General features: G+C 60.1%; 21 protein-coding genes. 9 read left to right on the top strand and 12 right to left on the bottom strand.

What is annotated here, in order from left to right:
- Positions 1-28: 28 nt before the first annotated feature.
- The 7 genes from bufB to L9Z73_RS07275 all read right to left on the bottom strand — a co-directional run bounded on the left by bufB (position 29) and on the right by L9Z73_RS07275 (position 6,476).
- Positions 29-907, bottom strand: coding sequence for an MNIO family bufferin maturase (gene bufB, locus L9Z73_RS07245; RefSeq protein WP_247397956.1), 879 nt, complete (start codon positions 905-907; stop codon positions 29-31).
- Positions 908-930: 23 nt separating this feature from the next.
- On the bottom strand, positions 931-1,236 hold the full coding sequence (locus tag L9Z73_RS07250) for a BufA1 family periplasmic bufferin-type metallophore (RefSeq protein WP_247397957.1): 306 nt from the start codon (positions 1,234-1,236) through the stop codon (positions 931-933).
- Positions 1,237-1,479: 243 nt separating this feature from the next.
- Complete coding sequence (locus L9Z73_RS07255) at positions 1,480-2,181, bottom strand: ABC transporter ATP-binding protein (RefSeq protein ID WP_017844798.1); 702 nt, start codon at positions 2,179-2,181, stop codon at positions 1,480-1,482.
- 1 nt (position 2,182) lies between these two features.
- Positions 2,183-2,950: a high-affinity branched-chain amino acid ABC transporter ATP-binding protein LivG gene (livG, locus tag L9Z73_RS07260; RefSeq protein WP_247397958.1), complete on the bottom strand. Its 768-nt coding sequence runs from the start codon at positions 2,948-2,950 to the stop codon at positions 2,183-2,185.
- Complete coding sequence (locus L9Z73_RS07265) at positions 2,947-4,200, bottom strand: high-affinity branched-chain amino acid ABC transporter permease LivM (RefSeq protein WP_247397959.1); 1,254 nt, start codon at positions 4,198-4,200, stop codon at positions 2,947-2,949. Before L9Z73_RS07265 ends, livG begins: the two co-directional genes overlap by 4 nt.
- On the bottom strand, positions 4,197-5,120 hold the full coding sequence (livH, locus tag L9Z73_RS07270) for a high-affinity branched-chain amino acid ABC transporter permease LivH (RefSeq protein ID WP_003231100.1): 924 nt from the start codon (positions 5,118-5,120) through the stop codon (positions 4,197-4,199). The genes L9Z73_RS07265 and livH overlap by 4 nt, the downstream gene beginning before the upstream one ends.
- Before the next feature lie 228 nt (positions 5,121-5,348).
- Positions 5,349-6,476, bottom strand: coding sequence for a branched-chain amino acid ABC transporter substrate-binding protein (locus tag L9Z73_RS07275; RefSeq protein ID WP_247397960.1), 1,128 nt, complete (start codon positions 6,474-6,476; stop codon positions 5,349-5,351).
- Positions 6,477-6,817: 341 nt separating this feature from the next.
- On the opposite strand from L9Z73_RS07275, the gene L9Z73_RS07280 reads away from it, so the two are divergent.
- On the top strand, positions 6,818-7,120 hold the full coding sequence (locus L9Z73_RS07280; RefSeq protein ID WP_247397961.1) for a DUF2288 domain-containing protein: 303 nt from the start codon (positions 6,818-6,820) through the stop codon (positions 7,118-7,120).
- A 221-nt stretch (positions 7,121-7,341) separates the two neighbouring features.
- On the opposite strand, the gene L9Z73_RS07285 is transcribed toward L9Z73_RS07280, so the two are convergent.
- Together L9Z73_RS07285 and L9Z73_RS07290 are read right to left on the bottom strand one after the other, a co-directional pair.
- Positions 7,342-9,519 carry a hypothetical protein gene (locus L9Z73_RS07285; RefSeq protein ID WP_247397962.1) on the bottom strand — a complete coding sequence of 726 codons (2,178 nt, stop codon included), beginning with the start codon at positions 9,517-9,519 and terminating at the stop codon, positions 7,342-7,344.
- Positions 9,520-9,888: 369 nt separating this feature from the next.
- Positions 9,889-10,257, bottom strand: coding sequence for a YkgJ family cysteine cluster protein (locus L9Z73_RS07290; RefSeq protein WP_247397963.1), 369 nt, complete (start codon positions 10,255-10,257; stop codon positions 9,889-9,891).
- A 253-nt stretch (positions 10,258-10,510) separates the two neighbouring features.
- On the opposite strand from L9Z73_RS07290, the gene L9Z73_RS07295 reads away from it, so the two are divergent.
- Positions 10,511-11,857, top strand: a complete 1,347-nt coding sequence (locus tag L9Z73_RS07295; RefSeq protein WP_247397964.1) for a spinster family MFS transporter — start codon at positions 10,511-10,513, stop codon at positions 11,855-11,857.
- A gap of 168 nt (positions 11,858-12,025) precedes the next feature.
- Here the strand turns inward: L9Z73_RS07295 and rapA are convergent, their stop codons facing one another.
- Positions 12,026-14,872, bottom strand: a complete 2,847-nt coding sequence (rapA, locus tag L9Z73_RS07300) for an RNA polymerase-associated protein RapA (RefSeq protein WP_247397965.1) — start codon at positions 14,870-14,872, stop codon at positions 12,026-12,028.
- Between the two features lie 218 nt (positions 14,873-15,090).
- Here rapA and L9Z73_RS07305 point away from each other — a divergent pair, with 218 nt between their 5' ends.
- The 3 genes from L9Z73_RS07305 (at position 15,091) to ccoM (ending at position 16,016) form a co-directional block, all read left to right on the top strand.
- Positions 15,091-15,432 carry an aspartate-semialdehyde dehydrogenase gene (locus tag L9Z73_RS07305; RefSeq protein WP_247397967.1) on the top strand — a complete coding sequence of 114 codons (342 nt, stop codon included), beginning with the start codon at positions 15,091-15,093 and terminating at the stop codon, positions 15,430-15,432.
- A 162-nt stretch (positions 15,433-15,594) separates the two neighbouring features.
- The gene (locus tag L9Z73_RS07310) at positions 15,595-15,756 is read left to right on the top strand and encodes a hypothetical protein (protein ID WP_017844811.1); all 162 of its coding nucleotides are present in this window, start codon (positions 15,595-15,597) and stop codon (positions 15,754-15,756) included.
- 143 nt (positions 15,757-15,899) lie between these two features.
- Positions 15,900-16,016, top strand: a complete 117-nt coding sequence (ccoM, locus tag L9Z73_RS31205; RefSeq protein WP_029297086.1) for a cytochrome c oxidase subunit CcoM — start codon at positions 15,900-15,902, stop codon at positions 16,014-16,016.
- A 167-nt stretch (positions 16,017-16,183) separates the two neighbouring features.
- Here ccoM and L9Z73_RS07315 read toward each other — a convergent pair whose 3' ends face one another.
- Both L9Z73_RS07315 and L9Z73_RS07320 read right to left on the bottom strand, forming a co-directional pair.
- Positions 16,184-17,659, bottom strand: coding sequence for an inorganic phosphate transporter (locus L9Z73_RS07315; RefSeq protein WP_247397969.1), 1,476 nt, complete (start codon positions 17,657-17,659; stop codon positions 16,184-16,186).
- Positions 17,660-17,991: 332 nt separating this feature from the next.
- Entirely contained in the window at positions 17,992-18,192 is a 201-nt protein-coding gene (locus tag L9Z73_RS07320) for a hypothetical protein (protein ID WP_003172389.1), read from the bottom strand.
- A 539-nt stretch (positions 18,193-18,731) separates the two neighbouring features.
- Between L9Z73_RS07320 and pcaR the strand changes: the two genes are divergently transcribed.
- The 4 genes from pcaR to L9Z73_RS07340 form a co-directional block, all read left to right on the top strand.
- On the top strand, positions 18,732-19,574 hold the full coding sequence (gene pcaR / locus L9Z73_RS07325; protein ID WP_247397971.1) for a pca regulon transcriptional regulator PcaR: 843 nt from the start codon (positions 18,732-18,734) through the stop codon (positions 19,572-19,574).
- 144 nt (positions 19,575-19,718) lie between these two features.
- A complete protein-coding gene (locus L9Z73_RS07330) occupies positions 19,719-21,062 on the top strand; it encodes an MFS transporter (protein WP_247397973.1) in 1,344 nt (447 codons plus the stop codon).
- A gap of 171 nt (positions 21,063-21,233) precedes the next feature.
- A complete protein-coding gene (locus L9Z73_RS07335; protein WP_247397977.1) occupies positions 21,234-22,091 on the top strand; it encodes a CoA transferase subunit A in 858 nt (285 codons plus the stop codon).
- Positions 22,091-22,853 (top strand): CoA-transferase subunit beta (locus tag L9Z73_RS07340; RefSeq protein WP_247397979.1); only part of this gene is annotated, 763 nt, incomplete at its 3' end. The genes L9Z73_RS07335 and L9Z73_RS07340, both read left to right, overlap by 1 nt.

The following is a 22,853-nucleotide window of genomic DNA, read 5'->3' on the forward strand; positions in this document are numbered from 1 at the left end:
AGGGCGGCGGCAAAGTCTTCGAGGAGGCTCATGGGCGCACCTGCAACAAGTGCCGTTCGGCCTGTTGCGCCTCGGCCAGCAGCACGCTGAAGGCCGGCACCTGGTTATCCCTTTCGATCAACGTGGCCACCGGGCCGGTACGCTCGAGTACGTGCTCGTACAACTGCCAGACGGCGTTATCGATGGGCGCGCCGTGATCATCGATCAGCAGGCGCTCGCCCAGGCTGTCGGTGTCTTCGGCAAAGCCTGCCAGATGAATCTCAGCCACGGCGTGCAAGGGCAGGGCGTCGATGTAGGCCAACGGGTTACGCTGATGATTGATGCACGACACGTAGACGTTATTGACGTCCAGCAGCAGGCCACAGCCGGTGCGGCGGATGGTTTCGCTGATGAAGTCCGTCTCGTCCAGAGTCGAGCGCTGGAACTGCAGGTAGGTCGATGGATTCTCCAGCAGCATTGGGCGTTTGAGGAAGCTTTGAACCTGGTCAACGTGTTCGCACACCCGATTCAGGCTGTCGACATCGTAGGCCAGGGGCAGCAAGTCGTTGAGAAACACCGGGCCATGGGTCGACCAGGCCAGGTGTTCGGAAAAGGCGCGGGGTTGATAGCGCTCGATCAGCCTCGCCAGCCGTGCCAGGTGCTCACGGTCCAGCGGGCCTTCGCCGCCGATGGACAGGCCCACGCCGTGCAGCGACAGCGGGTACTGCGCGCGAATCAAACCCAGGTAGTGATGAAACGGGCCGCCGGCCACCATGTAATTTTCGGCATGCACTTCAAAAAAACCGATATCGGGGCAGGTATCGAGCACTTCGGCGAAGTGCTCGTGCTTCAGCCCCAGCCCGGCCCGCAAGGGGAGGCCGGGCGCCTGAGCCGCTGAGGGCGTTTGCAGGAACGGAAGCGTCATCATCAGTACTCAGGCTGGGGGCTGTTTCAGGACTTGGCGGTAAAGGCTGCTTCCTGGCCGAAACCGCTCGGCGAGGTGGTGCTTGGGGTTTGGGTGCAGGTGCCGGCCGGGACCAGTTTCCAGGCATTGGCCTGATCCTTGGTTTTGGACGTGCCGGCGCAGGAAGTGCCAGCGCCGGCGGCGCAATCGTTCTTGCCGGCTTCAGCGACGCCGAAGCATTTCTGCATGTCGTCGGCAGCGTGGGCGCTGGTGGTCAGGGCGGACAGGCTCAGCGCGGAACCCAGGGCCAGGACGAGGGAAGCGGCGGACAGCGAACGGGTTTTTACGGTCATGGTGTATCTCCAGCAGTGGGTTGAGTCGGCGGGCATGATTGCCTGCTTGTACCACTAGAGGCTGGACGTTGGAATTCGTTACAAGTCGTTTGAGAAAAATTCGTCAGGGAGCACCCGAAACAAATGTGGGAGGGGGCTTGCCCCCGATGACGGTATATCAGTCACATGTTCTGTGCCTGACATGGCGCCATCGGGGGCAAGCCCCCTCCCACATTTGGATCCGGTTCGTCCAGCAACCGGGTGTTAACCGCCGAGGTACGCCTCACGCACCTTCGGATCGGTCAGCAACTGCTCACCCGTGCCCTGCATCACCACCCGGCCGTTTTCCAGCACATAGGCACGGTCAGCGATTTTCAGCGCCTGGTTGGCGTTCTGTTCGACCAGGAACACCGTCACACCGTCCTTGCGCAGTTGTTCGATGATGTCGAAGATCTGCTGGATGATGATCGGTGCCAGGCCCAGGGAGGGTTCGTCGAGCAGCAACAGCTTGGGCTTGCTCATCAGCGCCCGGCCGATGGCGAGCATTTGCTGCTCGCCGCCGGACATGGTGCCGCCGCGCTGGCTGAAGCGTTCCTTGAGCCTGGGGAACAGGTGCAGCACCTTGTCCATCTGCTCCTGGTAGTCGCCCTTGTCGGTGAAGAACCCGCCCATGGCCAGGTTCTCTTCGACGGTCAGGCGCGAAAACACCCGTCGGCCTTCCGGCACCACGGCGATGCTTTTACGCATGATGTGCGATGACTGCTGGCCCACCAGCTCTTCACCCATGTAGCGGATGCTGCCGCTGTGGGCCTGCGGCGAACCGCACAGGGTCATCAACAAGGTCGACTTGCCGGCACCGTTGGCGCCGATCAGCGTGACGATCTCACCCTGGCGCACTTCGACGTTGACGCTGTGCAGGGCCTGGATCTTGCCGTAGAAAGTGGAAACGTTTTCGAATTGCAGCATTTTACGCTTCCCCCAGATAGGCTTTGATCACTTCAGGATTGTCGCGGATCTGCTCCGGCGTACCGTCGGCCAGGGGCGTGCCCTGGTTGATCACCACGATGTGGTCGGAAATGCTCATGACCAGTTTCATGTCGTGTTCGATCAACAGCACCGTGGCGTTGTTTTCTTCACGCAACACGCCGATCAGCGCCTTGAGGTCTTCGGTTTCCTTGGGGTTCAGGCCGGCGGCCGGTTCGTCGAGCATCAGGATCCGCGGGCGGGTCATCATGCAGCGGGCGATTTCCAGGCGACGTTGCTGCCCATAGGCCAGGGTGCCGGCGGGGCGGTTGGCGAACTCGGTGAGGTTGACCTTGTCCAGCCAGTACTCCGCATATTCCATGGCCTCGTGCTCGCTCTTGCGGAACGCCGGGGTCTTGAACAAGCCTGCGAAGAAGTTGGTGTTCAAGTGACGGTGCTGAGCGATCAGCAGGTTTTCGACCGCCGTCATGTCCTTGAACAACCGCACGTTCTGAAAGGTCCGCACCACGCCCTTGCGGGCGATCTCGTGACCGGCCAGACCCTGGATCGGCAGGCCGTCGAGCAGGATGCTGCCACCGCTGGGCTTGTAGAAACCGGTGAGGCAGTTGAACACGGTGGTCTTGCCGGCGCCGTTGGGGCCGATCAGCGCAACCACTTGTTTTTCTTTTACGGTCAGGGCCACGCCATTGACCGCCAGCAGGCCGCCGAAGCGCATGCTCAAGTTTTCGACTTTCAGGATCTCGCGGCTCATTTGCGCAGCTCCATGTGTGGACGTTGCATGGGCAGCAAGCCTTGAGGACGCCAGATCATCATCAGCACCATCATGGCGCCGAACATCAACATGCGGTATTCGCTGAACTCACGCATCATTTCCGGCAGCAGGATCATCACGATCGCCGCGAGGATCACGCCCAACTGCGAGCCCATGCCACCCAGTACCACGATGGCGAGGATGATCGCCGACTCGATAAAGGTGAACGACTCCGGCGTCACCAGGCCTTGGCGAGCGGCGAAGAAGCTGCCGGCAAAACCGGCGAACGCAGCGCCCAGGGTGAACGCGGACAGCTTGATGATGGTCGGGTTCAGGCCCAGGGCCCGGCAGGCGATTTCATCTTCGCGCAGCGCTTCCCACGCACGGCCGATCGGCATACGCAGCAGGCGGTTGATCACAAACAATGCGGCCAGGGCCAGCAACAGCGCCACCAGGTACAGGAACACCACTTTGCTCACCGGGTTGTAGGCAATCCCGAAGTACTCGTGGAAGGTCTGCATGCCTTCGGCGGCGGAGCGCTCGAACGACAGCCCGAAGAACGTCGGCTTGGGAATGCTGCTGATGCCGTTGGGGCCACCGGTGATGTCGGTCAGGTTACGCAGGAACAGTCGGATGATTTCCCCGAAGCCCAGGGTCACGATGGCCAGGTAGTCACCGCGCAGGCGCAGTACCGGGAAGCCCAGCAGGAAGCCGAACGTCGCCGCCATCAGACCGGCGAGTGGTAGACAAACCCAGAAGCTCCAGCCCAGGTAGTGCGAGAGCAGCGCGTAGGTGTAGGCACCCACGGCGTAGAAGCCCACATAACCCAGGTCAAGCAGGCCGGCCAGACCGACCACGATGTTCAGGCCCAGGCCCAGCAACACGTAGATCAGGATCAGGGTGGCGATGTCGACCGCACCGCGCGAGCCGAAGAACGGCCAGATCAGCGCGGCCACGATCAGGCCTATGATGATGTAGCGCTGGGTGCGCGGCAGGGTCAGGAATTGGCTGACCTTGGGCGATACCAGCGGGCCACGGTTGGAGCGCAATAACGCGCCGACCTGCTGGGTGAACAGCACGCGCAGGAACATCAGCACCGAGCACAGGGCAATGATGGTCAGGGTCACGGGACCGGTGCCATGCACTTCCAGGTTGATGCCGACAATGCTCAGCTTGAGGCCGAGTACCGGAAAGGCCACGGCCCAAACCAGCAGGGCGCTGAAAAACGCCGATTTAAGATATCTGCTCATACTTTCTCAACCTCCGGACGGCCCAGGATGCCGGTCGGACGGAACAACAGCACCAGAACCAAAAGGCCAAACGCCACGACGTCCTTGTACTGGTCGCCGAAGATATCAGCGCCAAACGCCTCGGCCACACCCAGCACCAGCCCGCCGAGCATGGCGCCCGGAATGCTGCCGATGCCGCCCAATACCGCTGCGGTAAAGGCCTTGAGGCCGACCAGGAAACCGGCGTTGGGGTTGATCACGCCGTACTGCATGCTCAGCAACACGGCCGCGACGGCCGCCAGCGCGGCACCGATGACGAAGGTCAGGGCGATGATGTTGTTGGTGTTGATGCCCAGCAGGTTGGCCATCTTGATGTCTTCGGCGCAGGCCCGGCAGGCGCGCCCCAGACGGGAGCGGGAAATGAACAGGGTCAGGCCCAGCATGGCCACCAGGGTGACGACGAAGACCAGGATCTGCATGTACGAAATCAGCACTTCTTGTGCGCCACCTGGGCCGAAGGAGAAGCTCCCCGGGATCAGGTTGGGAATGGACTTATCCTTGGAGTCCTGGGACAGCAATACGGTGTTCTGCAGGAAAATCGACATGCCGATGGCGGAAATCAGCGGGATCAAACGGTTGCTGCCACGCAAGGGACGATAGGCAACCCGTTCGATACTGTAGCCATAGGCACTGGTTACGACGATCGACGCAAGGAACGCGGCGGTCATCAACAGCGGCAGTGAGTGGATACCCATCATGGCCAGCCCGGCGAGGGCGATAAAGGCCACGTAGGAACCAATCATGTAAACCTCGCCATGGGCGAAGTTGATCATTCCAATAATGCCGTAAACCATTGTGTAGCCAATGGCTATCAGGGCATAGGTGCTGCCAATGGTCAGGCCATTAACCAGCTGTTGGAAAAAATGATAGATCTCAGGCATTACAACGCTCCTAAAAACCCGATACGCATTTCACTGGTGGAGTCATGTTCCGGCCCTGCGCTGTGTTCTGTGAGCACATTTGCGCAAAGCGTTTGCCAGCGAACCGCTGGTGACGGTTTTAAGATTTTCAGGTGAGCCAGCGCCCGGATCGCGGGTGACGGGCCCATAAACCTCGTAAAACAAAACCCACTGCTCTCACAGTGGGCTTGTTGACCAGTAACGCCTGGCTTACTGAGGGGAAACTTCGGTTTTTGGTTTGCCGAAGTGCCATTCGTAGACCACGAACTTGAAGTCCTTCAGGTCGCCCTTGGCGTCGAAGTTCAGCTCGCCGGTAGGGGTCTTGAAGGTGCCCGCGTGGATAGCTTCGGCCACTTTGGCGGTGTCTTCGCTCTTCGCGGCTTTGATACCGCCTGCGATGACTTCAATGGCCGAGTAGGCCGGGAACACGAACGGACCGGTTGGGTCCTGCTTGTTCTTGGCGAACTCTTCAACGATGGCCTTGTTGGCCGGGTCGGTGTCGAAGGATTTCGGCAGGGTCACCAGCAGGCCTTCGGAAGCGCCCTGGGCGATTTGCGAGATGGAGTCGTTGCCGACGCCTTCTGGGCCCATGAACTTGGCGTTCAGGCCTTTTTCCTTGGCTTGGCGCAGGATCAGGCCCAGCTCAGGGTGGTAGCCGCCGTAGTAGACGAAGTCAACGTTGGCTTGCTTGAGTTTCTGGATGATCGAGGAGAAGTCCTTGTCACCGGCGTTCAGGCCTTCGAAGACGGCAACCTTGGTGCCTTTTTTCTCGAGGGTCTGTTTAACGGCGGTGGCGATGCCTTCACCGTATTGCTGCTTATCGTGCAGCACGGCAACGATCTTCGGCTTCACGTGGTCGGCGATGTAGTTGCCGGCTGCTGGGCCTTGGGCGCTGTCCAGGCCGATGGTACGGAAGATCAGCTTGTAGCCACGGGCGGTGATTTCCGGGCTGGTGGCAGCCGGGGTAATCATGATCACGCCTTCGTCTTCATAAATGTCGGACGCTGGCTGAGTGGAGCTGGAGCACAGGTGACCGACCACGAACTTGACGCCGTCGTTGACCACTTTGTTGGCGACCGCAACGGCTTGCTTGGGATCGCAGGCGTCGTCGTATTCCTTGGCTTCGAGCATTTTGCCATCGACGCCGCCTTTGGCGTTGATGTCGGCGATCGCCTGCTTGGCGCCCATGAACTGCATGTCGCCATATTGCGTGACAGGGCCGGTTTTAGGCCCGGCGATGCCGATCTTGATGGTGTCGGCTGCGAACGAATGGCTGGCAACCCCGGCCAGGACCATAGCGGCAAACAGTTTGGAAATCTGCTTAGTAGCCTTATTCATAGTGCTCCACTCTTACTGTTGTATTTTTTATAGTTCTAGCGGCCTTGTGAGCTGCAGAACCGGATCAGATATCTCGAATATCCCCCCGGCCGTGCTCTGGCAACTGTACCGGTACAGTGTAGAGCGCCGGTTGATCGCTTGAAAAGCTGGCTGCTGGGGGCAATACCCGGGCGTGTCGCTTAAATGAAAGAAAAAGACAGAATTGCGGCGGGTGGCTGCCGCAGTCGCGGGCAATCCGTGGCTTTCCTGACGCTTTCAATCGCTCACTCATTTGCAACTGGGTTTTTCTACGAGAGACACGACGTTATGATTGCGCCGATTTTTTCCCAAGGTGAATTCCCATGACGCAAGAACCTAGCACCCTCTATGCCAAGCTGCTCGGTGAAACCGCCGAAATCTCCTGGAAGGAGCTCGAACCGTTCTTTGCCAAGGGTGCCCTATTGTGGGTCGACGCCGGCCTGAATTTGATCGAGGCGGCCGAGGGCATGGCCGAGGACCAGCGCGATAAAGTCTCTGCCTGGCTGGCCTCGGGCAGCCTTGGCGAAGTGTCTGCGACGCGGGCATTGGACCTGCTGGAGCGCGATCCGAGCTTGTGGGCGGTGGTGGTTTCGCCGTGGATTCTGATCCAGGAAAGGGCAGCGTAAGAAACGTCTGCGCGAAAATGGTGCACTGTTTGCGCCGCTGTAAGTGTGTAGCGGAGTAACCGCGGATGCGGTGATGGCATCTTGCCGTGGAGAAAGGTCACAGGTGCGGGTGACGTGCGCGTCACGGGAACAGTTTTGCTGACGGCGAAATGCTGGGGGAATTGTTTCGGGGTGTGAGCCGATCGCCGTGGCGAGGGAGCAAGCTCCCTCGCCACATAAGCCTAGGCTGTCTTGCCGGTATGGTTGTTCAACGAAATAATCTTGGTCTTGCCGATCCGATGACGGTAAATCTCGCGCAGGTACTTGATCGCCTTCTTCACGCAATCCCGTGACAGACGAATGTCATTGATCGAGACAAACTTATCTTTGTCATTGATCAACTCGCGGTACTTCTTCTCATACATCGGCTTGATCGCGTACCAGTTGGTATCGAGGATCTTTGCCGGGTTTTCAAACTCGTTGAGCAGTTCGTCGATACGGTCTTCGTCGAAGTCCTCGTGGATGATGAAGTCCAGGATCGAGTTGTCCAGCGTGTCATCGAAACGATACGGGTTGCGCGCAAAGCAGCGTTTGATAAACGCCACGATCAGCGTCAGGAAATCGTCCGACAGGCACGGGCTCTTGGCGATCAGGGTGGTCAGCGACAGGTTGGCCGACGCGCCGATCACCAGGGCATAGCGCTTGAGCGTGGTGTTGGGGAACAGGCTGTTGAGGTGGGTCTTGAGGCGGTTCAGGTCCATGTAGGACAGTTTGTAGTCCTTGGGCAGCGACACGATCGACACCACCGACGAGCAGTTCTTGAAGAAGTGCAGGTCGTGCAGCGCTGCCGCGTCATAGCCGGAGTTCTTGTACTGCTCCAGGGAGGCCTTGTAGCGCTTGGACTCGATCGGCAGCAGGCTGATGCCCTCGATGGCCTGGGTGACTTTGTTGAAGTGCGGCAGGTCGATGGAGCGGAAGAACAGGTCGTCGATGTTCAGGCGCTGCGGTTCTTTGTCGAACACCTTGAACTTGTCATTCGACGGCGTCGTGGTTTCCGGGACCACCGATTCGGCGTACGCAATCGCCACGGGGCCGGCCAGGCTCATGAACAGGTCGTTGGCATCCAGGCGGATGGTTTCGCCGATGTCGATCCCGGCGCGACGGAAGTAGTTCTGGTCGTAGTCGGTGGTGACCGCCTGGGCGGTAAGAATGTTGAAGATCTGTTGCGAGATGTACTGGTTGGCGTGCTTTTCCATGGCATTGACATCAATGTTCTGGATGTTGCCGTCATCGCTCTCTTCGGCGTAACGCATGATGTCGTTGGAGATCAGCATCATCGCGTTCCATGGGCGGATACGGCCTTTGACGCTGGCTTCGCTGCTGTCTTCATTGGCGAAGTTGTATGAGAAATCCCATTCTTCCGACAGGTACTTGCACAGCAGCCGCCCGGCGTTGATGTGCAGCGCCTCGGACATTTCGCTGCGGTGATCGGAGATGTTCGGCAGCACGCAGATGCCACTGGTAAAGATCGGTTCGAAGACGAAGGCGTGGCCGCTTTTGCTGTCGTGCTCGTCGGCCGGCTTGGTGTCGAACGTCTTGTTCATGTACGAGTGCTGCTGGGCCAGGCCGAACTCCGACGCCATGCCCGAGCCGGTGCCGCCGCCGGCGCTGAAGATCGAGAAGTACAGGCGCGACTGGTTGGCCTTGATGCCGCAGGAGTCGATCAGGTACGAATGGATCATTTTCCAGTCGGGGCTGGAAAAACGCTGGGTGTCTTTATTGAGGATGATCTTGGCGAGGTACTGGCCAAGGATCGGCGCGTTACCGGCGCCGCCGGCATGGACTTCCGAGAGGTCCATGATTTTCATCTTGCTGTAGTCGCGCAGGAAGCCGCTTTTTTCACCCTTGCGCGAGAAGCGGATGCGCCCGGCGATGTCCTTGTCCAGGTCGCCCAGCATCACCAAGGGTTCCACCAGGAACACCGGTTTGCTGGCTTTGCCGCTGCCCAGGCGCAGGTTGTTGCGAATCCACTGGGCCGGGCTGTAGCCCTTGTCTGTCGACTTGTCTTCGGTACTGAACTCGTTCAGGTAGAACTTGCGTGCGTTGTAGACCAACTCGGCCACGTCCAGCGCAATGTTCGAGCCGCAGCGGCCCAGGCCGATCAGGCACACCGAGGGAAATTCCTGCTCGCTGCGCGGCTCGCCGTCGCCTTCCTGGTGGGGCAGGCGCGGGAACACCATGTCGCGCAGGCCGTCGAGGTTGTCGAGGATGCGGTCGGTATTGGTCTCGGTGAAGTACAGGTATTGCTGGGTTGCCGCCGGACGCGGGCTGCTCAATGACTTTGAACCTAAAGGTTTTTCCGCAGGAGCTGTCGGCAACACATCGGAGACCACGGTGGCAGGGTTATTTTTAGAAGTCATTGTGCGCCATGTACCTGGGCGGATGGCTGTGAAATATTAAAAAGCCATCACTGAGTGGGAGTTCGCGACTTTACAGTGCGTCCGGGTCCGGGACGATAGGTTTAACCCTAGTGATTCAAGGGGAAATCCCGGCCCGACTCTGATGAATCGGCCGTTTATCGAAGTTCTTTAGATAAATGATGGCGAAATGCCAAAGATTAGACGTCAGTGACTCGGCCTGATGATGCCGGTGGGGCCGCTGCGGCCACGGGAAGTGTCTCTCGACGCTGGCGCCTCCTTGGATCACGTTCATGATCTCGCCGGCAGGCACCGCAAGGCTCAACGGGTAATCCTGACGAAATCCCCCCCTGTTTGAGCGCCGGCTTGATGCTAAGCGCTGATGGGCAGGTCCAGCTCGAAGGGCGGTGCCTCCAGCGGCGCCAGGCCGAATGCTGCGCGCGCGGCATCGCAATCGGTGCTTTGCACGCCTTGACTCCAGGATGAGTCGAACTCTCGGCACACGTTGGAGCGCTGCTCATAGATGGTGCAACGGGTGCCTTTGCCCACTTCGCCCTCAAGGCTGCAGCAGCGCGCAGGTTTCTGGTCGGTGCCGATCATTGCCACGCGGGTGTGGTTGATCTGCACCACCAGGTCATCGGGCACCGTGCCCCCCGACGAGGCGCACTCCCCCCAGAAGAAAGACACACGGAAGTGTGAACAGCAGGCACCGCAATTCAGACACGGACTGGCTTCGGACATGGGCGTCATCGATAAGGAAAGTAAGAGGGGGTGCTACAGGACGGCTCGCCATTCTAATCGCGTCATGGCCGTTGGGAAGAGGGGAGCACACTTATATCTTTCGTAGGAAAAGCCTCGTAGTTTCGGGTGAAATCATGCCCTATCAGCTTTACGAATCATTACAGACAACCGCTGCCGGCCTGACTATGTTGCAGGGACCAGAGCAGGATGCATCGGGCATCACAGCTCTCATAACAATAAAAGAGACGGACCCATGCAGAACTCGACCCAAGCGACGAATGCCTGGCGCATTCTGTTCCTGCTGTTCCTCGCCAACCTGTTCAACTTCTTCGACCGCACCATTCCGGCGATCATCATCGAGCCGATCCGCATGGAATGGCACCTGAGCGACTTCCAGCTCGGCATCATCGGCACCGCCTTCACCATCGTCTACGCCATTGCCGGTCTGCCGCTCGGGCGCCTGGCCGACACTGGTTCGCGCAGCAAACTCATGGGGTGGGGCCTGTTCGCCTGGAGCGGGCTGACGGCGATCAACGGCATGGTCGGCAGCTTCTGGACCTTCCTGCTGGTGCGCATGGGCATCGGTATCGGCGAAGCCAGCTACGCGCCAGCGGCTAACTCGCTGATTGGCGATCTGTTCCCGGCCCACCGTCGTGCGCGGGCCATGGGCATTTTCATGCTGGGCTTGCCGTTGGGCCTGTTGCTGGCGTTCTTTACCATTGGCGCGATGGTCAAGGCGTTCGACAGCTGGCGCGCGCCGTTCTTCATTGCTGCCGTGCCGGGACTGATCCTCGCGGTCTTCATGTTCTTTATCAAGGAACCCAAGCGCGGCGCGGCAGAAACCGTGCAAGTCTCCCAGGAACCCGTCGACCGCCCGATCCGCCGCGTGCTGGCAGTGCCGACCTTCCTCTGGCTGGTGCTGGCCGGGCTGTGCTTCAACTTCGCGACCTATGCGTGTAACTCGTTCCTGGTGCCGATGCTGCAGCGCTATTTCCTGATGCCGTTGCAGGAAGCGGCTGTGGCCACCGGGGTGATCGTCGGGTTGACCGGCCTGGTCGGCCTGACGTTGGGCGGCTGGGTTGCCGACAAGATCCATCAACGGATTGCCAATGGCCGGCTGCTGTTTGCCGCGTGCAGCCTGATCATTTCCACCGTCACCACCGCCTGGGCCTTACATGCCGGGCGTATCGAGATTGGGGTGTTTGTCGCGTTGTTCAGCGTGGGTTGGTTGTTTGCCTACAACTTCTACACCTGCGTATACACGGCGATCCAGGACGTGGTCGAACCGCGCCTGCGGGCCACGGCGATGGCGCTGTTCTTTGCCGGCTTGTACTTGCTGGGCGGCGGCATGGGGCCGGTGGTGGTGGGCGGCTTGTCCGATCATTTTGCCCATTCGGCGATGTATGCCGCCGGGGCGGAGCAGATGACAGAGGCTTATAAAGCCGTGGGGTTGCATGACGCCATGTACCTGATTCCGGTGGCGCTGTTCTTGACCATGCTGTTCCTGTTCCAAGCCTCGCGGACCTTCGTGCGCGATGCCAAGCGGATGAAGGAGGGGTTGGTGGCGGTGGAGGTGCCGGCGGCTGCGGCGACGGCTTGAGATCGCGTTGACGCCATCGGGAGCAAGCCCCCTCCCACACATTGAAATGCATTCCAATGGTGGGAGGGGGCTTGCTCCCGATGAGGCCATGACTGGCGAAGACATTCTTCAGTGAATAAAAAAGGCCCGCATTGCGCGGGCCTTCTTTTTAGCAGAGCAGCGCAGCAATCAACCCGCCACCAACACCCGAATCGCTTCCAGTCGCAGCGCGGCCTTGTCGAGCATGGCCAGGCCTTGCTCGCGCTGTTGGCGCAGGGCAACCAGTTCGCTGTCGCGCACGGTTGGGTTGACGGCTTGCAACGCGGTCAGGCGCGCCAGTTCTTCGTCGGTGTCCGCTGCCAGGCGACGCTTGGCCTCGGCCACACGCTCGGCATGGCGTGGGGTGATCTTCTCTTCACCGGCGTTGATGCGCGGCGTCAGCTGGTCGCGCTGGGCCTGGACGAACTTGTTGGCGCTGGCCCGTGGCACGCTTTCCAACTGGTCGTTCAAGGTTTCGAACGACACACGGCCGGACAAGTCATTGCCATTGGCGTCCAGCAGGCAGCGCAGGGCGGCCGGTGGCAAGTAGCGGCCCAGTTGCAGCGAGCGCGGGGCGACCACTTCGCTGACGTAGAGCAGCTCCAGCAGCACGGTGCCGGCCTTGAGCGCCTTGTTCTTGATCAGCGCCACGGCGGTGTTGCCCATGGAACCGGACAGCACCAGGTCCATGCCGCCCTGTACCATCGGGTGTTCCCAGGTGATGAACTGCATGTCTTCGCGCGACAGCGCCTGGTTGCGGTCGTAGGTGATGGTCACACCTTCGTCGTCGCCCAGGGGGAAGCTGGCGTCGAGCATTTTTTCGCTGGGCTTGAGGATCAGCGCGTTTTCCGAATGGTCTTCGCTGTCGATGCCGAACGCGTCGAACAGGGTTTCCATGTAGATCGGCAGGGCAAACTGGTCGTCTTGTTCCAGGATGTCTTCCACCAGCGCATCGCCTTCACCCGCACCGCCGGAGTTGAGCTCCAGCAAGCGGTCGCGGCCGGTGTGCAGTTCCTGTTCCAGGCGCTCGCGCTCGGCACGGGCTTCGTCGATCAGGGCTTGCCACTTGTCGTCGTCGGCGTTTTCCAGCAGCGGCAGCAGGCGTGGGCCGAACTGATGCTGCAAGGCGTTGCCGGTCGGACAGGTGTTGAGGAACGCGTTCAGCGCTTCGTGGTACCACTGGAACAGGCGCTCTTGCGGGCTGGTTTCCAGGTACGGCACGTGCAGTTCGATCACATGTTTCTGGCCGATCCGGTCCAGACGGCCGATCCGCTGTTCGAGCAGGTCGGGGTGGGACGGCAGGTCGAACAGCACCAAGTGGTGGGAGAACTGGAAGTTGCGGCCTTCACTGCCGATTTCCGAACAGATCAGCACCTGGGCGCCAAATTCTTCATCGGCGAAGTAAGCGGCGGCGCGGTCACGCTCGAGGATGTTCATGCCTTCGTGGAACACCGTGGCCGGGATGCCGGAGCGCACGCGCAGGGCGTCTTCCAGGTCCATCGCGGTTTCGGCGTGGGCGCAGATCACCAGGACCTTGGTGCGCTTGAGCATTTTCAGCTGGTCGATCAGCCATTCGACCCGTGGGTCGAAGCGCCACCAGCGATTGTCTTCCTCGATATCCGGCTGCGACTGGAAGCTGACTTCCGGGTACAGCTCGGCGTGTTCGCCCAGCGGCAATTCGAGGTATTCGTCCGGGTTCGGCAGCGGGTAGGCGTGCAGCTTGCGCTCCGGGAAGCCTTGCACTGCGGCGCGGGTGTTGCGGAACAGCACGCGGCCAGTGCCGTGGCGGTCGAGCAGTTCACGCACCAGGCGTGCGCTGGCTTCGGTGTCGCCATCATTGACAGCGGTGAGCAGCGCTTCACCTTCGTTGCCGAGGAAACCCTGGATGGTGGTGTGTGCGGCCGGGGAGAGGCGGCCCTTGTCCAGCAGCTCCTGCACGGCTTCGGCCACCGGGCGATAGTTTTCGCTTTCGGCGCGGAAGGCTTGCAGGTCGTGGAAGCGGTTCGGGTCCAGCAGGCGCAGGCGTGCGAAGTGGCTGTCCTGGCCCAGTTGTTCCGGGGTGGCGGTGAGCAGCAGCACGCCAGGGATGACCTCGGCAAGCTGTTCGACCAGCGAGTATTCGGCGCTGGCGTTGTCTTCATGCCAGACCAGGTGATGCGCTTCGTCGACCACCAGCAGGTCCCAGCCGGCGGCGAACAGCGCGTCCTGGGCCTTCTCGTCGTCCACCAGCCACTCCAGGGCCACCAGGGCCAACTGGGTGTCTTCGAACGGGTTGGCGGCATCGCTTTCGATAAAACGTTCTTCGTCGAACAGCGCCACTTGCAGGTTGAAACGCCGGCGCATTTCTACCAGCCATTGATGCTGCAGGTTTTCCGGGACCAGGATCAGCACGCGGTTGGCGCGGCCGGACAGCAACTGACGATGGATCACCAGGCCGGCTTCGATGGTCTTGCCCAGGCCCACTTCGTCGGCCAGCAATACCCGTGGCGCGATACGGTCGGCGACTTCACGGGCGATGTGCAATTGGTGAGCAATGGGTTGCGCACGCACGCCGCCCAGACCCCACAGCGAAGACTGCAATTGGCGGCTGGTGTGTTCCAGCGTGTGGTAGCGCAGCGAGAACCAGGCCAGCGGGTCGATCTGCCCGGCGAACAGGCGGTCACTGGCCAGGCGGAACTGGATGAAGTTCGACAGTTGGGTTTCCGGCAGGGTGACCTGCTCGTTCTGCCCATTGAGGCCGTGGTAGACCAGCAGGCCGTCGACGTCGTCGACTTCTTGCACGGTCATTTTCCAGCCTTCGAAATGGGTGATGCTGTCGCCCGGCGAGAACCTCACGCGGGTGAGGGGCGCATTCCGTAGCGCATACTGGCGCGTGTCGCCAGTGGCCGGATAGAGCACGGTCAACAAGCGGCCGTCCTGTGCCAGAACGGTGCCTAACCCCAGCTCTGCTTCGCTGTCACTAATCCAGCGTTGCCCCGGTTGATACTGCTGCGCCATGCTGCCTGACTCCCGCCGTGAAAAAGCCGACTATCTTAACGGAACAAGGCCCTCATCCAAAGGACTCTGACAAAAACTACGCGGTTTGCGCAGTGCATCGAGTGCTGAATCGACGGGTGGCGGGCACTTGCGAGTGTCGATTGGGTCACAGGTTGGCAAGCCTGCGCTCAAGTCGCTGCGCCGCCCGCCGACAGCCTGCTGACAGGAGAACAACTATTATGCTGCCACCCATGCTGCCCGTCAGCGTTGTACCGGTCACCTCGCAACTCGACCCGGTGCGTCAAAAACCGGATATTCCGCCCGTGGTGCCCGTACAAGCGAGTTCCAACGAGAGCACGATCGACCTGAAAAATGGCGATGCCGAGCAGTCGGCTCTTTTGCTGCGCGAGGAGCAACGCCGCCAGCAGGAACAGCAGAAACGCCGGCGTGAAGCCGATGACGACCCGCAGGCGCACTTGGCGATCCCGGGCGATGAGCTCAACGCCGACAACACCGTGCCCGTGGCGCCGCTGATCGAAGACGCGCCGCGCCAGGGGTTGTGGGTGGACGTCGAGGTTTAAGCACTCAACCCTGCCAATTAGGCGAAGGGCACCTCGCTGATTTCGTGGGTAAGGGCGGCGTGCCATTTTTGGTGATGACCTGCACTTTTTCGCCCGCTGATTTGCTGTCGGGCAAGTGAGGCCGCATTATTAAGCGATCCCCTCCACGACATAAGCCAAGCCATGAGTGATGACGACAAACTGATTGACCTGAACGCCGAACGCGCTAAACGGGTGCATGACCTCAACGACAAACGTCTAAATGAAGTTCGCCAGGCGTTCGAACAAGCGATGCCGCTCGGAAAAGTTAAGAAAAAACCGAAAAACAAACCGAAAAAACGTTGAAACAGCCTGTATCTATTGATGCAGGTCAGTTATTTCCCTTCTTTACGCCCCGTCGCGGGCGACATTGATCCTCGTCAATTTCCCATCCCGCCTTCTCCTTTAACTTAGCCCTATCGCAACAAGGCAAGAGCAGGAGGCCAGTCATGTTTTTCGATAATGTGGTGTTTGCCGGAGTGCTGACGGTTGGCCTCATGGTGCTGTTCTTCGTAGGGTTTGGATTTTTTATCTGGAAAGACGCAAACAAGCGTAAAAAGCCATAGGGTTTTCCAGGTTACATGAGCACGCAAGGCATTTTGGGCGACTTCGGTCGCCTTTTTTTTTGCCTGCGATTTAATCAACAAGACGGGAGTTATGTGGGGGCGGGACATTGGCATAAAAAAAAGGTGCGACCCTCGCGGATCGCACCTTTTTTATGGCCTGCGGGCTATCAGCTGCCCAGCGCCTTGGATGCCAACCAGAACAACCCGGCCGAGAGGCCTACGGTCGCCGGCAGGGTCAACACCCAGGCCATCAGGATGGTCTTCACTGTGCCGCTTTGCAGGCCGCTCTTATTGGCAACCATGGTGCCGGCAACACCGGACGACAGCACGTGCGTTGTCGACACCGGCAGGCTGAAGATGTTGGCCAGAGCGATCATGCTGGCGGTGGTGATTTGCGCCGACATGCCTTGTGCATAGGTCATGCCCTGCTTGCCGATCTTCTCGCCGATGGTCAGTACCACGCGCTTCCAGCCGACCATGGTGCCCAGTCCCAGCGCGAGTGCGACCGCGATAATCACCCAGAACGGTGCGTATTCGGTGGTGGCGGTCAGGTCTTTGCGCAGCTTGTCGAGGTCGGATTTCTCACGGGCTTCCAGGCCTGGCAGCTTGCCGACTTTCTTCGCGGTGTCGTCCAGGCACAGCAGGTAACGGCGTACCTCGATGCGCTGGTCGGACGTTAACGAATGGTAGTCGGAAACACCTTTCAAGGTGTCGAGCAGCGCGTTGATGGTCGGTTCAGTCTGCTGCGGGTTGCAGCGGAACTTGCCCGGCAGGTCGTCCTTCACGCTTTTGCCCAGGGCCAGGAATTCGCCCAGGGTTTCCTGGTTGCGCTGGTAGAACTGGTTCAGGTGCAGGGTGGCGTCGCGGGTACGCTCGATCTGGTAAGTGGTGCTGCCCAGGTCGAGAACGAACTGCGCCGGCACGATACCGATCAGCACCAGCATGATCAGGCCGATACCTTTTTGCCCATCGTTGGAGCCATGGACGAAACTCACGGCCATGGCGGAAATCACCAGAACCAAGCGGTTCCAGAACGGCGGGCGCTTCTTCTCGTCGACCTTGCGGCGCTCGTCCGGAGTTTTATGCATCTTGGACAGCGGACGCCACCACTTCAGGCCGATCAGCAACAGGGCTGCGACCAGAAAGCCGGCCATGGGCGAGAACACCAGGGACGCCCCGATATCGATGGCCTTCTGCCAGTTCACCCCGTCAGCCAGGGGAATGTCGTTGATCAGCGCATTCGCGAGGCCGACACCCAGGATCGAGCCGATCAGGGTGTGGGAACTGGAGGCGGGAATACCGAAGTACCAGGTGCCCAGGTTCCAGGTGATCGCCGCCGCCAATAACGAGAAGACCATCGCCAGACCATGGCCGGTGTTCACATTGATCAGCAACTCCACCGGCAGTAAATGCACGATGGCGTAGGCGACACCGACACCACCGAGCAACACGCCAAGGAAGTTGAACACCCCGGAGAAGAACACGGCCAGATGCGGCGGCATGGCTTTGGTATAGATGACTGTGGCCACCGCGTTAGCGGTGTCATGAAAGCCATTGATGAACTCGAAGGCGAGGACAAAGGCCAGGGCGAGCAGCAGGCTCACGAGAACCCAAGCATCCAGTCCGCTGAATAAATCGATCATGAAGGTTTTCTGACCCGGTCGTAAGGGGGCGCGATTATGCCAGAAAACCTCGGTAATCGATGCACTAGCTGCTCATCGGTAACAATCTTCACTGAAAAAAAACCGGGCAAAGGCGCGCATCCCAGGGTTTTCGGGGGCTAGGCAAGTCTTTGATTTACAAAGCGCGGTGCCGTAAAGGTGCGGTTTTGTCACCTAAACGTCATGGCTGAAACATTTGTACGAAATTTCGTTGGTCGCAGCTGGACGCTGACTAATGGGTCTACAGGCGAATGCCCTCCGCCGGCGGTGAGCCGGCGGAGACAGCAGAACCCTGAGGCCTCAAACCTGGGTGCTTATGGCTCTTCGGCTTTGAGTTCCTGCTCAATCTTTTGGATTTCCTGGGCAAAGGCCTGATCGAGCAAACTCGCTCGTTTGCGCCATGGCTTGCGTTCTGGCTCAGGCTGGGCGGCGTAGGTGGTGACTTCCCCGCCGTATACGTCCTTGTAACGTTGCTCCTGGCGCTCAAGTTCCGCGCGCAGTTCATCTTTCGTCACAGTGTTACCTAATTTGAGTTGAGTTTAATTAGCGTGCAGCGCCACATCAGAATATCGCCCTCGGCATGTTTTAAGTTGAACAGGTGAACCGCTCAACTTTGAACGAACTGCCAACGATGACTTCCTTGAACCGGTATTTATAACCGGCAGCGTAATCAATATACGCCGCCTGGCGAGCTCCGATCCCGATATTGATACCGGGCTGACCTCCGCACAGATTGCATTATAGCGGCGCATTTTAATAACACTATCATCATAAAGTTAAAAAGCGTCCACTTTGTGTGAGGCTTTTGTTACATGCGCACGTCAGTATTGGCGGGGAAGTGGCGCCATAAATTCTGCCGTCTGCCTGATAATGTCGTGCGATCCGGTTTTTATGATCGCACCTGCCGAATTGCGATAATCGCATGATCGTCCGATAATCGCCCGACGTTGCTGGTAGAACCTTGTGTATCCCGGTTGGGGTGGCTCTCATAGCGACCAACTTTCCCGGTTGTCGATAAGCGCCAGCGGTTGAAAATAATAAAGAGGATCTTGAAATGAACGATCAATTGCGCAACTCCTTTGCGTCAGTGGCGCCGCCGATCGTGGCTTCACCGGCCAAACGCATCCAGGCATTTACCGGTGATCCGGACTTCATGACCTCCCTGGCCCGGGGCCTGGCCGTGGTGCAGGCATTCCAGGAGCGCAAGCGTCACCTGACCATCGCCCAAATCAGTCATCGCACCGAAATTCCCCGCGCCGCCGTGCGCCGTTGCCTGCATACCTTGATCAAACTCGGCTACGCCACCACCGACGGGCGCACCTATTCGCTGCTGCCCAAGGTCCTGACCCTGGGCCATGCCTATTTATCCTCGACACCGTTGGCGGTCTCCGCCCAACCGTACCTGGACCGTATGAGCGAACAGCTTCACGAAGCCTGCAACATGGCCACCCTGGAAGGCGATGACATCCTCTATATCGCCCGGTCGGCCACCACGCAGCGCCTGATTTCCGTGGACCTTTCGGTAGGCGGGCGGTTGCCGGCGTACTGCACCTCCATGGGCCGCATCCTGCTGGCGGCGCTGGACGATGCCTCGCTGCAGGACTACCTCGACCACGTCGACCTGCAAATCAAGACCAGTCGTACCCTCACCACGCCCGAAGCCTTGTTCGAGTGCCTGCAACAAGTGCGTCAGCAGGGCTGGTGCATCGTCGATCAGGAATTGGAACAAGGCCTGCGTTCCATCGCGGTGCCGGTGTATGACGCGTCCGGCCAGGTGCTGGCTGCGCTCAACGTCAGTACCCATGCCGGTCGTGTCAGCCGCAGCGAACTGGAACAGCGCTTCCTGCCGAGCATGCTCAGTGCCAGCCGCGAGTTGAGTGCGCAACTGTTTGCCTAAGCTGTTCGGTGACCGCACAGATCCCGGCTCGATCAATTGACGTTGTTTCCCTTGGGTTATTACTGTGCGGCAGCGCTCTGAGCGCTGCCCAATAATAATGACGACCCCAGGTCGTTGGCCCGCCATCGGTGTGGAATAACAATAATGAATCAGCCTTCTGTTGTCGGTACCACCCTGGACGTGCAGTCCTTCATCAATGCCCAGCCACTGTCACGCTATCAATGGCGCGTGGTGATCCTGTGTTTCCTGATTGTCTTCCTCGATGGCCTCGACACCGCCGCCATGGGCTTCATCGCGCCCGCACTGTCCCAGGACTGGGGCATTGACCGCGCCAGCCTCGGCCCGGTGATGAGCGCCGCGCTGATCGGCATGGTGTTCGGCGCCCTGGGTTCCGGCCCGTTGGCGGACCGCTTCGGACGCAAGGTGGTGTTGGTGGGTGCGGTGCTGGTGTTTGGTGCCTTCAGTCTGGCCTCGGCCTACAGCAGCAACGTCGACCAGTTGCTGGTGTTGCGCTTTCTCACCGGGCTGGGACTGGGTGCCGGTATGCCGAATGCCACCACGCTGCTGTCCGAATACACCCCCGAACGCCACAAGTCGTTGCTGGTGACCAGCATGTTCTGCGGCTTCAACCTGGGCATGGCCGGTGGCGGGTTTATCTCGGCCAAATTGATCCCGGCGTTCGGCTGGCACAGCCTGCTATTGATCGGCGGCATCCTGCCGTTGATCCTCACGGTGGTGCTGTGGGTGTGGTTGCCGGAATCGGCGCGCTATCTGGTGGTGCGCAATCGCGGCACCGACAAGGTACGCAAAGCCCTGTCACCCATCGAGCCCGGCATCGTCGCCCAAGCCAGCGGCTTCAGTGTGCCCGAGCAAACAACCGTGAAGGCGCGCAGCGTATTCGCGGTGATCTTCTCCGGCACCTACAGCGCCGGCACCTTGTTGCTGTGGCTCACCTACTTCATGGGCCTGGTGATTGTGTACCTGCTGACCAGTTGGCTGCCTACGCTGATGCGCGACAGTGGCGCGAGCATGGAGCAGGCGGCGTTTATCGGTGCGTTGTTCCAGTTTGGTGGGGTATTGAGTGCAGTCGGCGTGGGCTGGGCGATGGACCGGTTCAACCCGCACAAGGTCATCGGCACGTTCTACCTGCTGGCCGGGGTATTTGCCTACGCAGTAGGGCAGAGCCTGGGCAATATCACGCTGTTGGCGACCTTGGTGCTGATCGCCGGGATGTGTGTCAACGGTGCGCAATCGGCGATGCCGTCCCTGGCCGCACGCTTCTACCCGACCCAAGGCCGCGCCACCGGCGTGTCATGGATGCTCGGCATCGGCCGCTTCGGCGCGATCCTCGGTGCATGGATGGGCGCCACCTTGCTCGGCCTGGGCTGGAACTTCGAGCAGGTGCTCAGCGCGCTGGTGATTCCGGCCGCATTGGCCACGGCCGCCGTGGTGATCAAAGGTATGGTCAGCCATGCCGACGCAACCTGAAGACGAACCCAATTCCTGCGTGAGCAGGAAAGAATAGCTAGGTAACAATTGGTTCGATAATCGAACACTGTGTCGATTATCGGATTGTTTGCCCCGTTGCCCCGGCTTAACCTTCAAGCACTTCGGCGCCACCCTCGCGCCTTTTTCGATCCACACCGGGAGCCCGACCCCATGGCTGAAATTCTTGCGCTGCGTGACGCGGTGAAGCGATTCGTGAACGACGGCGATACCGTCGCACTGGAAGGCTTCACCCACCTGATCCCTACTGCAGCGGGTCATGAAATCATTCGTCAGGGCAAGAAAGACCTGACGCTGGTGCGTATGACGCCTGACCTGATCTACGACCAGTTGATCGGTGCCGGCTGCGCCCGCAAGTTGATTTTTTCCTGGGGTGGCAATCCCGGCGTGGGCTCCCTGCATCGCCTGCGTGATGCGGTCGAAAAACAATGGCCGCAGCCCCTGGAGATCGAAGAGCACAGCCACGCCGACCTGGCCAATGCCTACGTCGCCGGTGCCTCCGGCCTGCCGTTCGCGGTGCTGCGCGCTTACGCCGGTTCCGATTTGCCCAAGGTCAACCCGCTGATCAAAACCGTCACCTGCCCGTTCACCGGCGAAGTGTTGGCGGCGGTGCCATCGGTACGTCCGGACATCAGCGTGATCCACGCGCAAAAGGCCGACCGCAAGGGCAACGTGTTGCTCTGGGGCATTCTTGGCGTGCAGAAGGAAGCGGCCCTGGCGGCCAAGCGTTGCATCGTCACCGTCGAAGAAATTGTCGACGACCTTAACGCGCCGATGAACAGCTGCGTCCTACCGACCTGGGCCCTGACCGCCGTGTGCCACGTGCCAGGCGGCGCGCATCCGTCCTACGCCCATGGCTATAACCAACGCGACAACCGTTTCTACCAGGCGTGGGACGCGATCGCTCGCGACCGTGGGACGTTTACTGCCTGGATCGATGAATACATCCACGGCACTGCCGATTTCAGTGAATACCAGGCCAAGCTGGCCGCCGCGAAGGAGGCCAAGTAATGGCTTACTCGACCAATGAAATGATGACCGTTGCCGCCGCGCGCCGCCTGAAGAATGGCTCGGTGTGTTTTGTCGGCATTGGCCTGCCGTCCAAGGCGGCCAACCTGGCGCGCCTGACCTCCTCGCCGGACGTGGTATTGATCTACGAGTCCGGCCCGATTGGCTCCAAGCCCAGCGTACTGCCGCTGTCCATTGGTGACGGCGAGTTGGCGGAAACGGCCGACACTGTCGTCCCCACCGGTGAGATCTTTCGCTACTGGTTGCAGGGCGGGCGCATTGACGTCGGTTTTCTCGGTGCGGCCCAGGTCGACCGTTTTGGCAATATCAACACCACCGTGGTCGGCGATTATCACCAGCCCAAAGTGCGCCTGCCGGGTGCCGGTGGCGCGCCGGAAATCGCCGGTTCGGCCAAGAGCGTACTGATCATTCTCAAGCAGTCGGCGCGTTCGTTTGTCGACAAGCTGGACTTCATCACTTCCGTCGGCCACGGTGAAGGCGGCGATTCACGCAAGCGCCTGGGCCTGCCCGGTGCCGGTCCTGTCGGGATTATTACCGACCTGTGCATCATGGAGCCGGAAGAGGGCACCCATGAGTTCGTGGTCACCGCACTGCACCCTGGCGTCACCCGCGAGCAAGTGGTCGCGGCCACCGGCTGGGCGATTCGCTTTGCCGACCAGGTCAGTACCACCGAGGAACCGACGGCGGTCGAGCTGACCGCGCTGCGTGATCTCGAAGCCCGCACGGCGGCCGCCCACGGCCAAG

Source organism: Pseudomonas emilianonis (assembly GCF_023072625.1).
Lineage (GTDB): Bacteria > Pseudomonadota > Gammaproteobacteria > Pseudomonadales > Pseudomonadaceae > Aquipseudomonas > Aquipseudomonas paraveronii.